General features: G+C 59.2%; 11 protein-coding genes. 1 reads left to right on the forward strand and 10 read right to left on the reverse strand.

Translation table 11 applies throughout. The annotated features are described in order from the left end of the window. The first annotated feature begins 1 nt into the window (after position 1). Complete coding sequence (locus ACXADQ_RS02190; protein ID WP_071974205.1) at positions 2-1,081, forward strand: TrbL/VirB6 family protein; 1,080 nt, start codon at positions 2-4, stop codon at positions 1,079-1,081. Positions 1,082-1,743: 662 nt separating this feature from the next. Here ACXADQ_RS02190 and ACXADQ_RS02195 read toward each other — a convergent pair. From ACXADQ_RS02195 to ACXADQ_RS02240, 10 genes are all read right to left on the reverse strand, one after another. Next, the gene (locus tag ACXADQ_RS02195; protein ID WP_071974204.1) at positions 1,744-2,361 is read right to left on the reverse strand and encodes a TetR/AcrR family transcriptional regulator; all 618 of its coding nucleotides are present in this window, start codon (positions 2,359-2,361) and stop codon (positions 1,744-1,746) included. 100 nt (positions 2,362-2,461) lie between these two features. Further along, positions 2,462-4,069: a GMC family oxidoreductase gene (locus tag ACXADQ_RS02200; RefSeq protein WP_071974203.1), complete on the reverse strand. Its 1,608-nt coding sequence runs from the start codon at positions 4,067-4,069 to the stop codon at positions 2,462-2,464. Positions 4,070-4,100: 31 nt separating this feature from the next. Next, positions 4,101-5,546, reverse strand: a complete 1,446-nt coding sequence (locus ACXADQ_RS02205; protein ID WP_083545782.1) for a coniferyl aldehyde dehydrogenase — start codon at positions 5,544-5,546, stop codon at positions 4,101-4,103. A 176-nt stretch (positions 5,547-5,722) separates the two neighbouring features. Beyond that, positions 5,723-6,883: an ABC transporter substrate-binding protein gene (locus tag ACXADQ_RS02210; RefSeq protein ID WP_303966021.1), complete on the reverse strand. Its 1,161-nt coding sequence runs from the start codon at positions 6,881-6,883 to the stop codon at positions 5,723-5,725. A 20-nt stretch (positions 6,884-6,903) separates the two neighbouring features. Continuing rightward, on the reverse strand, positions 6,904-8,724 hold the full coding sequence (locus ACXADQ_RS02215; RefSeq protein ID WP_475314704.1) for an AMP-dependent synthetase/ligase: 1,821 nt from the start codon (positions 8,722-8,724) through the stop codon (positions 6,904-6,906). Further along, on the reverse strand, positions 8,715-9,485 hold the full coding sequence (locus ACXADQ_RS02220) for an ABC transporter ATP-binding protein (RefSeq protein WP_475314708.1): 771 nt from the start codon (positions 9,483-9,485) through the stop codon (positions 8,715-8,717). The genes ACXADQ_RS02215 and ACXADQ_RS02220 overlap by 10 nt, the downstream gene beginning before the upstream one ends. Then, positions 9,478-10,245: an ABC transporter ATP-binding protein gene (locus ACXADQ_RS02225; protein WP_475314711.1), complete on the reverse strand. Its 768-nt coding sequence runs from the start codon at positions 10,243-10,245 to the stop codon at positions 9,478-9,480. Before ACXADQ_RS02225 ends, ACXADQ_RS02220 begins: the two co-directional genes overlap by 8 nt. Next, positions 10,242-11,321, reverse strand: a complete 1,080-nt coding sequence (locus ACXADQ_RS02230; RefSeq protein ID WP_475314716.1) for a branched-chain amino acid ABC transporter permease — start codon at positions 11,319-11,321, stop codon at positions 10,242-10,244. Before ACXADQ_RS02230 ends, ACXADQ_RS02225 begins: the two co-directional genes overlap by 4 nt. Positions 11,322-11,325: 4 nt before the next feature. Further along, entirely contained in the window at positions 11,326-12,207 is an 882-nt protein-coding gene (locus tag ACXADQ_RS02235) for a branched-chain amino acid ABC transporter permease (RefSeq protein WP_475314720.1), read from the reverse strand. Beyond that, on the reverse strand, positions 12,204-12,938 hold a 735-nt coding region (locus ACXADQ_RS02240), incomplete at its 5' end, for a CoA transferase (protein WP_475314725.1). The genes ACXADQ_RS02235 and ACXADQ_RS02240, both read right to left, overlap by 4 nt.

Below are 12,938 nucleotides of genomic sequence, written 5' to 3' on the forward strand. Positions count from 1 at the left end.
CATGAGCGTCGTCACCTACTTCGTAGAAACAGCTGAAGGCTATCTTGACACGGCCGCAGAGACACAATTCGGCGCAGTGGCCGCGACAGTTGGCACATTGCTGGTTGTCGGAACGACGCTTGTGGTCATCCTGGTCTGCATCAATATGATCTATCAGTACCGCGCCATGGATGGGCGCACTGCCTTCTGGTTGGCCGTGAAACTCGCCTTGATAGGTGTGTTTGCTACGAATTGGGTTCAGTTCAATGGGCTCGCTTCAGCCATTCTGAGCGGTATCGACAGTATCGCGGGATCGCTGGTCGCCTCCGTCGGTGGCGGCGCTCCGGGGCCTTCAGGAACCTTCGCCGAAGAATTCGATGACCTCATCGCGGCACTTGGCGACTATCTCAATGCCGCAGGGTCCGAACTGAATTGGATGGCGGGAGCACTCTTGGACACGCTCGGGGTCCTGCTACTTTCAATCCTCGGCGGCTTGGCTGCATTTATCGTCGTCGCGTCACGGTTGATGGTCGCGCTCCTGATTGGGATCGCGCCCGTCATGATCTTCCTTACCCTCTTCGAGGTGACCAAGGACTATTTCGCACGCTGGCTATCGGCACTCATCTCCTTCGCAATGTACCCGATCATCGTGGCGGGTGTCTTCGCAACGATCACCGGGGTTTCAAGGGCCCTACTCGCAGAACTCGGCGATCCCGAGGGCGCTTCAAACATAGGGGCGCTCATCCCGTTCTTCATGATGGTGCTCATGGCCAAAGGCTTCATCATCGCGACACCTTTTATCGTCCGATCCGTCTCCGGCAACATCATGATGCCGGCGCTTTCAGCCGGATTTGGCGGGAGCTACGCCTTCGCCCGTGGGCTTGCCGGGAGCCAGCAGGTCTACAACCGATATGCCATTGGCGGCGCGACGGGTGCAGAGTATGCGGCGCTAAGGGCAAGACAATTCTTGGGAGTTCAATCGCTGCCGGCGCGTCCGAACTCTGCTGGAGGTCCAACTCCACCCCCTTCCAACACCTCCTCCGACACTGGTACCCAGATGCTGGCGCAACTCGCAAGGCTCGGACGGCTGGGGCGTCGATAGTCAATGTCTGGGCTCAGTCGGCGCGCCGACATTCGCTGCTCCGCACGTGAATTTGCACGATGCGAACTTTACCGCCGTTGCCCATCCGGGAGTTCGCTGACGCAGCATTCCCTTGCAGGTGCGGCACATCCATCGCCGCGTTGTAGCCAATTTCGCCAAAGCGGTTACTACAAGCCAATCTACGGTGCGAATTTCAAACCGCCCTTTCGCCATAACCGGGACCGATCATCGTAAAGTGGGACGGAGCCGCCATTTGTCTATAGGTTTGTGCCTGCGCAAAAACAGACCTCCCGCAACAAGCACTTTACGGCGGCACAGTGTGTTTGCCCGAAACGGACGCCAAACCCTGTTGTGAAATGCTTTTTACAAGCTGATTTTTGTTACAAACCGTGGTGACTGGAAAGACGCAGGACGTTCCCGATTTCCTAGCGCAAACCACGAACAGCAGCTATCTTCTCATCCGAGATCTGGCTAACTTCGTGACGAATTCAGCTCTATTAGCCGAACGTGACGATCCCTATTCGAAACTCGGCAGTTGGAGGGTTGTATTTCGCCGGTACGACGGCGTCCTTTTCGAGAAATGCATGGAACACTCCTTCAGCTCAACGATCCCGGTATCAATATCGGTAAAGCTGTTTCCCGAAAGATGAAGGCAAAATTTATTATTTCCTGGGCTCAATGCCCGAGAACACGATTTTCAACAATTGATCTGCAATCTCAGCTTCGCTCTTGTCGCCCTCAGGCGAATACCAGAATGCCATCTGATTGAAGGTCGAGAACAAAACATAGGCGACATATTTGGCTTCGCAGGGCGCGATCGAGCCTTCCTTCACACCAGCGTCGATCAATCCTTCTACCGCTTCCTGTCCCTTTTCCATGATCTTGCGCATCTTGGCCTTGTTCTCGGGGCCCAGATGCTTGTTGCCTTCGCGGATCAGGGCATAGCCGTAATCGCCGGTGCAAATCGTGGCGTAATTCTGGAAATAGGCACGCACCCTTTCAATCCCCGAAAGGGCGAGGTCGTTGACCCGCTCGAATATGTCCATGATCAGTTCAAGCGAGATTTCGACACACTGCAGCAGGATATCTTCCTTGTTCTTCACGTAATAATACAGCGCGGGTTTCGAGACATCGAGCAGGTCGGCCAGATCATTGATAGAGGTTTCGGAATAGCCCTTGGTGGTAAACTCATGTGCCGCAGTGTCGAGCAAAACCCGGCGTTTCAGCTTCTGCTGACGCTTGGAATCCTTGGTCTTGCGGCCCCAGCTGATCTCGTTCACGGCGTCCTCGCTTCGTGCTTGTTGGCGCAGGCATATATATGAATTACGCGGGATCGAAAAGCCGCCCCCGGGAATGGTGGTTTCCCGGGGGCGAGGTTTGTCAGGCGGCTGCGTCCTGCTTGATCATGTCGGCGGCTTTTTCACCGATCATGATACAGGTGGCGTTGGTGTTGCCGTTGATGATCTCGGGCATGATCGAGGCGTCCGCCACCCGCACATTGGCCAGCCCCCGAACCTTGAGCCGGGCATCGACCACGGCCATGTCATCGCGGCCCATCTTGCAGGTGCCGACCGGGTGGTAGGCGTGGTTGACCTCGGCGCGCAGGAAGTCGTCAATCTCGGCATCGGTGTCGAGGTAACGCTTGGGGTATAGCGGCTTGGCGATCTTATCCTTGAGCGGCGGGCCGTGAAGGATTTCCTGGGTCACCTTGAAGGCGTTGCGCATGTCCTTGAGGTCATCGACATGATCCAGAAGGTTCAGGTCGATATTGGGTTCGGACCCCGGATTGGCGTCCTTCAGCGTCAAACGCCCCCGGCTGCGCGGATGGCCGATATTGACGATCATGGTAAAGCCCCACTTGATCATCGACATGTAGTCATGGGCGTGGTTGCGATAGGGCAGCGGCACCATGTGAAGCTGGAAATCCGGGTTGTTCTTGCCCGGCTCAGACCGCAGGAAGCCACCCGCCGCCGTGGGCGGATTGGCGAGCCAGCCCTTGCGCTTGGTGAAATACTGGTAAAACGCGGCAAGGTTCTTGAGCGTGCCCAGCGGGCCCAGCGAAATACCGGTGCGTTTCTTCGACTTGAACACGAACATCACATCCGGATGATCATGCAGGTTTTCACCCACGCCGGGCAATTCGTGCTGCACCGTGATGCCGTGCTTTTCCAGCTCGTCGCGCGGCCCGATGCCCGAGAGCATCAGGATTTGCGGCGAGCCGAAGGCCCCGCCGCTGACGATGACCTCCTTGCCCACCTCGACCCGCTTGGTCTGGCCGTCCTGGTCGTATTCGACCGCCACCGCGCGGCCGTCTTCCATGACGATGCGGCGCACCGTGGCCTTGACCTGAATATCCAGGTTCTTGCGATCCATGATCGGATCGAGATAGCAGAACTTGACCGAGGCGCGTTCGCCGTTCTTGGTGGTGAACTGGTAGATGCCCAGCCCTTCGCGGTTGGCGCCGTTGAAATCGGCGGTCTTGGGGTAGTCCAGCTTTTCCCCCGAGGCGAGGAAGGCCGAATAGAAATCAAAGGACTCGTCGCCGTTGCTCACATGTAGCGGTCCGCTATCGCCGTGATAATCATCCGCGCCGCGTTCATTGTTCTCGGCCTTGCGGAAATAGGGCAGCACCTCGTCGTAGCTCCAACCTTCGTTGCCCAGTTCGGACCAGCGGTCATAGTCGCCGGACTCGCCCCGGATATAGACCATGCCGTTCATGCCCGACGAGCCGCCCAGCATCTTGCCGCGCGGGTGATAGAGCGAGCGATTGTTCAGCTTCTTCTGCGGCGCGGTGCGGAAGCGCCAGTTCAACTTGTTGATCTTGTAGTCCTGGATCAGCCCGGCGAACATGCCGGGGATCGAGACGAATTTGGAGTTCCCCGGACCGCCCGCTTCCAAAAGCGTGACGGTGGTGTTGGGGTCTTCGGATAGACGGGCGGCGACAACCCCTCCCGAGGATCCTCCGCCGATGACGACATAATCTGCCATTGTTACTCTCCCTGTTATCTATGTGTCTGTGTCAGACGATTTTCTTCATCACCGCCAAGAGCGTGTCAGTCAGCTTGCCGTAAGGCGGGTTGAGCAGGTCGGCCGAATTCAGCCGCGCCTGCCGGAAGACCGGCTTGTGGGCGCTGAAACTGTCAAACCCGGCCTTGCCGGTGTGGGTGCCCATGCCGCTGGCCCCGATGCCGCCAAAGGGCAGCTTTTCCTGGAACACGTGGAACAGGGTTTCGTTGACGCACATCCCCCCGGCCCAGGTGTTTTGCAGCATGTATTTTTCCTTGGCGCGGTCATGGCCGAACCAATAGAGCGCCAGCGGGCGGTCATGGCTGTTGATGTAATTCGTGACCTCGTCCAGCCTGTCATAGGTCTTGATCGACAGGACCGGGCCAAACACCTCTTCCTGCATGACCGTCATGTCCTCGGTCGGGTTGATCACCATGTTGAGCGGCAGGACACGGTTGTTGGTGCTGCCTTCGCCGCCATCCGGGTTGACCGTGACCACCTTTGCCCCCTTGTCACGCGCGTCTGTCACCAGATTGCGCAGGCGGTCGTAATGGCGGTCCGAGACAATGGTGGTGTAGTCCTCGTTGCCTTCGAGCTTGGGGAAGAACTTGGTAAAGCCCTTCTTCATGTCCTCGACAAACCCGTCGAGCTTCTCGGTCGGGACAAAGATGTAATCCACCCCGATACAGGTCTGGCCACAGTTCAGCACCTTGCCACGCAGGATCGAGTTGACCGCCTTGGACGGATCATAGCTGTGGTCGATGATCGCCGGGCATTTGCCGCCCAGTTCCAGCGTGATCGGCGTCAGGTTCGGCGCCGCCGCCTGGGCAATCTTGCGGCCCACGGCGGTGGAGCCGGTAAAGATCAAATGATCGAACGGCAGTTCGGCGAAGGCGTTGCCCAGGTCCGGCCCGCCGGTGACGATGGCCAACAGGTCCTCGTCGAAATTGTCCGACACGAGGTTGCCCAGAAGCTCGGTCGTGTGCACCGTCACCTCGCTGGGCTTGATCATCATCCGGTTGCCCGCGGCCAGCGCGTGCACGGCAGGCAAAAGCGCGATGGCATAAGGATAGTTCCACGGGGCGATATTGCCGATCACGCCCAGGGGTTGTGGCATGATCTTGCTTGTGGCGGGCAGCGAATGCAGGGTGGTGCCCACCCGGCGCGTGCGCATCCAGCGGCGCAGGTGCCGGCGGGCGTGTTTGGCCCCCGAGATGACGAGCATGAGATCGGCCAGTGTGGTTTCGCGCACCGAACGGTTGCCGAAATCCTTGTCGATGGCCTCGCAGATGTCGTGCTTATGTTTTTCCGTCAGGGTCAGCAGCTTTTCGATATTGCCGCGCCGTTCCTGATAGGACGGGTAAGGGTTGGCGTTCGACGCCGCCTTCTGGCGGGCAAAAAGCGCCTTGAGATCGTCGATGGACGTATCCGGGACGATGGGTGTCGCATGCGAATTCATTGTGTTTCCTTTCTGTCCGAAAGGCCGACCGGCAGGGGCATCTGGGCAAGCCTGGAGAACCGGCTAGCGGGTTGGGCCGTGGGTCGCGCGCGCGTTGGCGCTGCAAATCGAACTGTTACAGGCTTGATGCCGGGGGCCTCACACCGATTGGCAGAGGCCCCCGAAAGGGAGTGGGATCAGTAGTCGAGCCCGCGCGCCACAACTTCCCAGGCGCTGTTGTTGACCTTGGCCATGATAAAGGTATCCGAGCCCTGGTGGTCATCGGCCGAGAAGCTGACCGGTTGACCGCCGATCGGATCGACATACCCTGCCAGCGCCTCGGTCGCGGCGAGGAAGTTTTCGACCGTCACGTCCTTGCCCGCCGCTTCCAGCGCCTTGATCGTCAGGTCGGCAAAGATATAGCCAAGCTGCGCCTGCGGCTCCATCGCCTTGCCATGTTCGGCCTCGTAGGCTTCGAGGATGCGTTTGGCTTCGCCTTCCGCGTTGGCGGCGTATTCATAGACGAAGGGCGACACCAGGTGCAGGTCCTGCATCGCGCCACCGGCAGCGCCCGCCACGGCATCCATGTAAGGAATCATGCTGGTCACGAAGATCGGCTCGAACCCCAGCTTCTTGGCCGTGGCGACGGTGATGATCGTATCCCGCACCGAAGTGGACAGGAAGACGATGTCACAACCGGCATTCTTGAGCGTGGTGACGGACGAGGTCAGATCGGTCTCGGTCGCCGCATGTTCGGTCTTGGCGACGATTTCCATGCCGATAACCGCCAGCTGTTCTTCAACCCCGTGGGTCATTTCCTCGCCCGCCTCGTTGGCAAGCTGCGCCACGCAGGGGGTCGAGAACCCGCCGTTTGCGTGGAAATGGGCCACGGCTGCGCGGAACTGTTCGCGGTAGCTGCGGAAGAAGCTATAGACCATCGGGTTGACCGGATCGGTCATGCTTTGGGCCCCGGTCAGCGGGTACATGTTGGGCACACCGGCCTTAAGCTGGTTGGGCATCACGGCCAAATTCATCGGCGTGCCAAGGCTGCCCAGCATGGCAAAGACCTTGTCACGGCGAATGAGCTTGTTTGCCGCCTGCACCGCGCGCGGCACCTGATATTGCATGTCCTCGACTACAAGCTCGATGGTGCGGCCATGCACCCCGCCTGCGGCGTTGGCCTCTTCGATGCGCATGCGCATACCGTTGACACTGGGCACGCCCCAGACGGCCAGCGGGCCGCTGAGGTCGGTGTAAGTGCCCAGCTTGATGCTGTCGGCAGTCACCCCTTGGGTGTCCGCCATCACCGGTGCGCCCAGAAGGGCGGCAGCGGTCAATCCTGCGATAAGATGTTTCATTTTCTCCTCCGTTGGTTGGTTCAGTACATGCTCGCGATCAGGTCGCCATATTTCTCCTCCACGACCTTTCTCTTGAGCTTCATGGTTGGGGTTAGTTCCTCGTCATCTGCGGTAAGTAGAATGTCGATCAGGCGGAATTTCTTGACCTGTTCGACGGATGCAAAGCCCTTGTTCACGCCCGCGATTTCCCCGTCGATCAGCTCTTCAATGGCCGGGTTACGGCACAGCGATTTGTAATCGGTGAAGGGGATACGCTGGTCTTGCGCGTATTTCTCGACGTTTTCCTGGTCGATCATGATCAGCGCGGTCAGGAACTTGCGCTTGTCACCGATGACCACCGCATCGGCAATATAGGGCGAGAATTTCAGCTCATTCTCCATCAGCGAGGGCGTGATATTCTTGCCGCCTGCAGTGATGATGATGTCCTTCTTGCGGTCGAGAATGAACAGGTCGCCATTTTCATCGAGCTTGCCGATATCGCCGGTATGAACCCAGCCATCGACCACGGTTTCATCGGTCTTTTCCGGCGCATTATGATAGCCAGAGAAGTTGCTGCGTGTGCGGGCAAGGATTTCGCCGTCCTCGGCGATTTTCAACTCCACATCCTGAAACGCGCGACCGACCGAGCCGATGGGCGATTGCCCCGGAACCGTGGCGGTGATGATGCCGACCTCGGTCTGGCCATAGGCCTCTTGAACGGACACACCCAGCGTCTGAAACCAGTTCAAAAGGTTGGGCGAAATCGGCGCCGCGCCGGAAAGGATGGTGTGGGTGCGGTTGAGACCCAGTTCGATGCGGATGTTGCGCAGGACGGCGTAGTCGGTGAACTTCGCTACCATACGGGTGAGGATGGAACCCTCGCCGGCCTGCACCTTTTCATTCAGGCGCAGCGCCATGTTATAGGCCTTGCGGCCCAGGGGCGTGCCCTCTTGCATGACGAAATTGATGCGGGAATAGAATTTCTCCCACACACGCGGAACAGCGAAGATGGCCGTGGGGGCGACTTCTTGGATGTCCTGGGCAAAGGTCTCGCCGCTTTCAGCGAAGTTGATGACCGAGCCATAGCGGATCGGGATCGCGACCGAGAAGATCCGTTCCGCCGCGTGACAGAGCGGCAGGAAGGTCAGGAACTCGTCCCCCGGACCAAAAGGCAGGTCCGGCGCATTGTCGGCCTGGGACAGGATATAGCGGTTGGAGACCCGCGCGCCCTTGGGGTTGCCGGTGGTGCCCGAGGTATAGATCAGGATGGCAAGGTCTTCGGGGGCGCCTGCGTCGATGCGCTTGTCCCATTCTGCCTCAAGCGCGCTGCGGTCCTCGTCGCCTAACGCCAGAAATGCTTCCCACGACATGACCTTGGGGTGCGAAAACCGGCGCAGCCCTTCCATGTCATAGACCACCACATTTTTCAGGTGGGGCAGATCGGCCTCTTGCTCAAGGAATTTATCAAGCTGTTCCTCGTCTTCGACAAACAGAACCTTGGCCTGGCTGTCATTCAGTTGAAACGCCATCTGGCGCGATTGCAGGGTGGGGTAGAGCCCGTGGCAGACGCCGCGAATGCCCTGAGTGCCCAGATCGGTAAACACCCATTCCTTATTGTCCTCGCTGATGATCGCAGCGACGTCACCGGGTTTCATACCCAGGGACAACAGGGCCACGCCAACCTGCCGGGCGCGGTCGTAATACTCCGTCCACGAAAACGCGCGCCAGATACCAAGGTCCTTTTCGCGCATGGCAATCGCATCGCCGCGCGCCTTGCAATTCTGGCGAAACAGCTTGGCGAATGTATCGCAACCGTCGATTACAACGGCGGGCGGGGTCCAGTTTGCAGTGTCTAGCGCCATGTCTTTTTCCCCTTCCAGCGGCGTTCTTCGCGCGCGCCTTCGTCCTTTACCCCGAGGTAGAACTCCTGAATGTTTTCGCTGGCCAAGAGCCGTTCGCGGTCGCCTTCCATGACGATGCGGCCGGTCTCCATCACATAGCCGAAATCGCAGGTTTCCAGCGCCACGGCGGCGTTTTGTTCGACGAGGAGCATGGTCACGCCTTCCTCGCGGTTGATGCGTTTGATGATGTCGAAAATCTCGCCAATCAGGCGCGGCGACAGGCCAAGGCTGGGTTCATCTAGCAGCATCAGACGCGGTTTCTGCATGAAGGCGCGGCCAAGGGCGAGCATCTGTTGCTGCCCCCCAGATAGGTATGCCGCCTGTTTGTCGATGAAGCTGCGCAGGTCCGGGAACCAGCCCAGCACCTTTTCGAAATCCTGTTTCACAGCCTCGCGATCCCGGCGGCAATAGGCCCCCAGCATCAGGTTGTCGCGCACACTCAGCAGGGAAAACACCTCGCGCCCTTCCGGCACATGCGCCACGCCCTTGCGCGCCACAACGTCCGGGTCTTGCGAGGAAATCTCGTTCCCATCCAATTTGATCGAACCTTTGAAAGGATCAAGCGCACCCGAAATGGTTTTCAGGATCGTGGTCTTGCCCGCGCCGTTCGAGCCCATGATCGTGACGATCTTGCCCTCATGCACCGACAGGCTGACGCCACGAATGGCCATGACCCGGCCATAGAAGGTTTCGACGTTTTCCAGTTTCAGAAGATCAGTCATGGCCTGTCCCCAGATAGGCGTGTTGAACGTCTTGGTTATCCTGCACTTCCTTGGCCGTGCCTTCGGCCAGGAAGCGGCCCTCGGCAATGGCCAGCACCTTGTCGGACACCTTGTTCACCAGCTTCATGTCGTGTTCGATCATCACCACGGTGATGCCGAGGTCTTCCTTGATGTCCTCGATCCAGAAGGCGATGTCGGTGGTTTCCTCGGTGGTCAGGCCACTAGAGGGCTCATCCAGCAACAAGAGTTCCGGCCCGGCGACCAACGCCCGGGCAATCTCGATCTTCTTGCGGATGCCATAGGGCAGGTCTGAAACCCGCGCGTGGCGATGGGCCTGCAAATCAAGGAACTCGATCACTTCCTCGGCCTTGTGGCGATGGGCCAGTTCCTGTTCGAGCTGGCCACCGGCGAAGAGCAACTCGCGCAGGGGTTTGAAACCGCCGCGGCTGTGACGCCCGATCAAAAGGTTGTCGAGCATGGTGGCATGTTCGAACAGCTCGATATTCTGGAAGGTCCGGGCAATGCCACGGCGAATGATCTGGTGCGGCTTGGCCGACAGAAGGCTCTCGCCGCCCAGCCTGACATCGCCCTCGATCGGGTCATAGATCCGGCAGATCAGGTTGAACACCGTGCTCTTGCCTGCGCCATTGGGGCCGATGATGGTGTAGACCGTGTCGGGTTCGACCGAAAACGACAGGTTGTCCACCGCCTTGAGGCCGCCAAAGGCCAGGGTGAGGTTTTCGACTTCCAGCCAGCTCATCTCAGGCGCTCCGTCTTGAGGAAGGTTTTCTGACGCTGGAAGCTGCGCCGCTTGTACATCGGGAAGATGTTGAAATAGTGGTGGATTTTCAGCCAGCGACCATAAAGCCCATCGGGTTCGAACAGCATGAACACCACCAGGATCAGGCCAAAGGCGAGGCTGTCGAGCCCGCTGGACGAGGCAACGCCCGCAGGCAGCAACACCTTGAGCCAGCTCAGCGCCGTGGGCAGCAGCATGATGAAGAAGGCGCCAAAGACGGCCCCGTGGATGGTGCCAAGCCCGCCAACCACGATCATCAGCAGAAGGCGGATCGATTCCCCCATGCCAAAGGTTTCTGGGCTGAGGAAGAAGAAGGCATGGGCCAGTAGAGACCCTGATAGCCCGGCAAGCGCGGCAGAGAGGAAGAAGGCATAGGCCTTGAAGAAGGCAATATCGACGCCAAGGCCACGGGCCGAAACCTCGCTGTCGCGGATCGAGATCATTGCCCGACCGCTGCGTGACCGCGTCAGGTTGCGCACCAGTAGGAGAACGCCAACGAACATGCCAAGGTTGACGAAATACTTCTGCCAACTCTCATACAGTTCGACCCCGAAGATCGTGATTTCGGGCACCGGCATACCGCCATGACCGCCGGTGAAATCCCCGCCCGAGCCGATCAGCCGTTCAACGATGATGGCAAAGGCCAGCGTGGCGATGGCAAGGTAAAGCCCGTGCATTTTCGAGCAGATGCGGCCAAGCGCCAGACCGGCAATGCCGGAAAGCAGTGCCGCCAGGGGCACCGAAAGCAACCACGGCACACCATAGCGGGTCATCAGGATCGTATGGGCATAGGCCCCGATAGCGACGAAAGCCGCGTGGCCGAAGCTGACCTGTCCCGAGAAGCCGGTAAGGATCATCAGGCCAAGGCCGGCGATAGCGTAGATGTAGACGAAGCTGAGTTCGTCCAGGTAGTAGCCATCGACCAGCAAAGGCATGAGCAGTGCCAGGGCAAGGAAGCCAAGGTACCACGCCGCCTGTGCGCCGTCGCGGAAGAGGCGAATGTCCTGTTTATAGGATTTACGGAAGGTAATACGCATGGGGTTACACCTTCTTTGCGTGCATTTGGCTCAGCAGCCCCTGCGGGCGGATCAGCAGCACGGCGAACATGATGACATAGGCCCCCACACCCTTGAGTGTCGGGAAGGCGGTATCGAAGAACGGCTCGGCCACACCGATCAGAAGGCAGCCAAGAACCGCGCCGGGGATCGAGCCGAAGCCGCCGACGATGGCCCCGGCAAAGGCCTTGAACCCGATGAAGCCCATCTGGGTGCTGACCAGCGCGATGGGGCCGAGAAGAAGCCCAGCCAGCGCGCCGAACATAGCGGCCAGTGCCCATATGGAAGAGGTCAGGCGCTTGACCGGCATACCCATGTAGAAGGCGGCCAGCTGGTTGAGTGACAATGCCTGCATGGCAATGCCGACCCGGGAGAAGCGGAAGAAGAGGAACAGCGCCAGCGACAAAAGCGCGGCAGCCAGGATGGCGATCACGTGATCCCAACCGATGATCACACCGGAAAGATCGATTGTGCCCGGCATCATCGAGGGCAGCGAGAAACTGTCGAACCCCCAATACATCCCCGCCAGCGCGCGCAACACGATGCCGGTGGCCAGCGTCAGGATGAAGATGACGAACACCGGCTGCCCGGTGAGCCGCCGGATCACCAGCGCGTCATAGGTATATCCGATGGCCCCCAAGACGGCGATGGCCAGAAGAAAGCCTAACCAGAAGGGCATCCCCGAAAGCACGATGAACTGGAACCCGAAGAAGGCCCCCAGCATCATGAACTCGCCTTGGGCAAAGTTGATCTGTTCGGTGGCCTTGTAAATCAATACTAGGCCAATCGCGATCAGGCTATAAAGGCTGCCCTGCGCCAAGCCGATTATGGCAAGCTGCATGACATCCGCAAAGCTGAGTCCGGTCATGGGGCAACACTCCAATGCGACAATATATCGGTAACGGTCATCTCCCGCGCGCCAGCGGCAGTCGGGGCTGCCGTCGGGGTTTCGGAAAACCTCGGGGCGGGAGCCGGTTGGACCACGCCGTCCACATCGACAAAGGTACCTCTTGCCTTGTTTTGCGGGTGATCCGGTGCTTCGGTCATGGAAAGAACTGGGGCAAAACAGGCATCGGTCCCTTCCAATATGGCGCACCATTCATCGCGGGTCTTGCTGGCGAAAACCTCGGTCAGGCGTGCTTTCATCGCGGCCTGCGTTGTCGGCGCATATTGATCCTTGAAAAGCGGGTCATCCGTGAGGCCCGCGCGCTCAAGGAACTCGGCATAAAACTGCGGTTCGAGGCAGCCCAGCGCGACATACTGACGGTCCGAGGTTTCATAGCAGCCGTACCAGGCCATGCTGCCGTTCATGAAATTCGATCCGCGTTCCTTGTCGTTCCAGGAACCGGCGGACAGGAACCCGTACTGCATCGCCATCATCAGCGCCGAACCGTCGGTCATGGCGGTGTCAACAACTTGTCCTTGTCCCGTTGCGCGTGCATGTGTCAGGCCAGCCAGCACCCCGACACTCAGCATCATCGCCCCACCGGCAAGATCGCCAATGACGTTCAGAGGCACCGGAGGGGGCGCGTCTGCGTCGCCCACGGACCAGATTGCCCCGGACAGGGCGGCATAATTCAGATCATGCCCTGCCGCCTG

The sequence above is a fragment of the Thalassovita sp. ABM4_323 genome, assembly GCF_056158665.1.

Excerpts from the sequence above, each read along its gene's own strand:
- ACXADQ_RS02230 (WP_475314716.1), bottom strand. The coding sequence starts at position 11,321 with ATGCGTATTACCTTCCGTAAATCCTATAAACAGGACATTCGCCTCTTC.
- ACXADQ_RS02210 (WP_303966021.1), bottom strand. The coding sequence starts at position 6,883 with ATGAAACATCTTATCGCAGGATTGACCGCTGCCGCCCTTCTGGGCGCA.
- ACXADQ_RS02235 (WP_475314720.1), bottom strand. The coding sequence starts at position 12,207 with ATGACCGGACTCAGCTTTGCGGATGTCATGCAGCTTGCCATAATCGGC.
- ACXADQ_RS02215 (WP_475314704.1), bottom strand. The coding sequence starts at position 8,724 with ATGGCGCTAGACACTGCAAACTGGACCCCGCCCGCCGTTGTAATCGAC.
- ACXADQ_RS02205 (WP_083545782.1), bottom strand. The coding sequence starts at position 5,546 with ATGAATTCGCATGCGACACCCATCGTCCCGGATACGTCCATCGACGAT.
- ACXADQ_RS02200 (WP_071974203.1), bottom strand. The coding sequence starts at position 4,069 with ATGGCAGATTATGTCGTCATCGGCGGAGGATCCTCGGGAGGGGTTGTC.
- ACXADQ_RS02190 (WP_071974205.1), top strand. The coding sequence starts at position 2 with ATGAGCGTCGTCACCTACTTCGTAGAAACAGCTGAAGGCTATCTTGAC.
- ACXADQ_RS02225 (WP_475314711.1), bottom strand. The coding sequence starts at position 10,245 with ATGAGCTGGCTGGAAGTCGAAAACCTCACCCTGGCCTTTGGCGGCCTC.
- ACXADQ_RS02220 (WP_475314708.1), bottom strand. The coding sequence starts at position 9,485 with ATGACTGATCTTCTGAAACTGGAAAACGTCGAAACCTTCTATGGCCGG.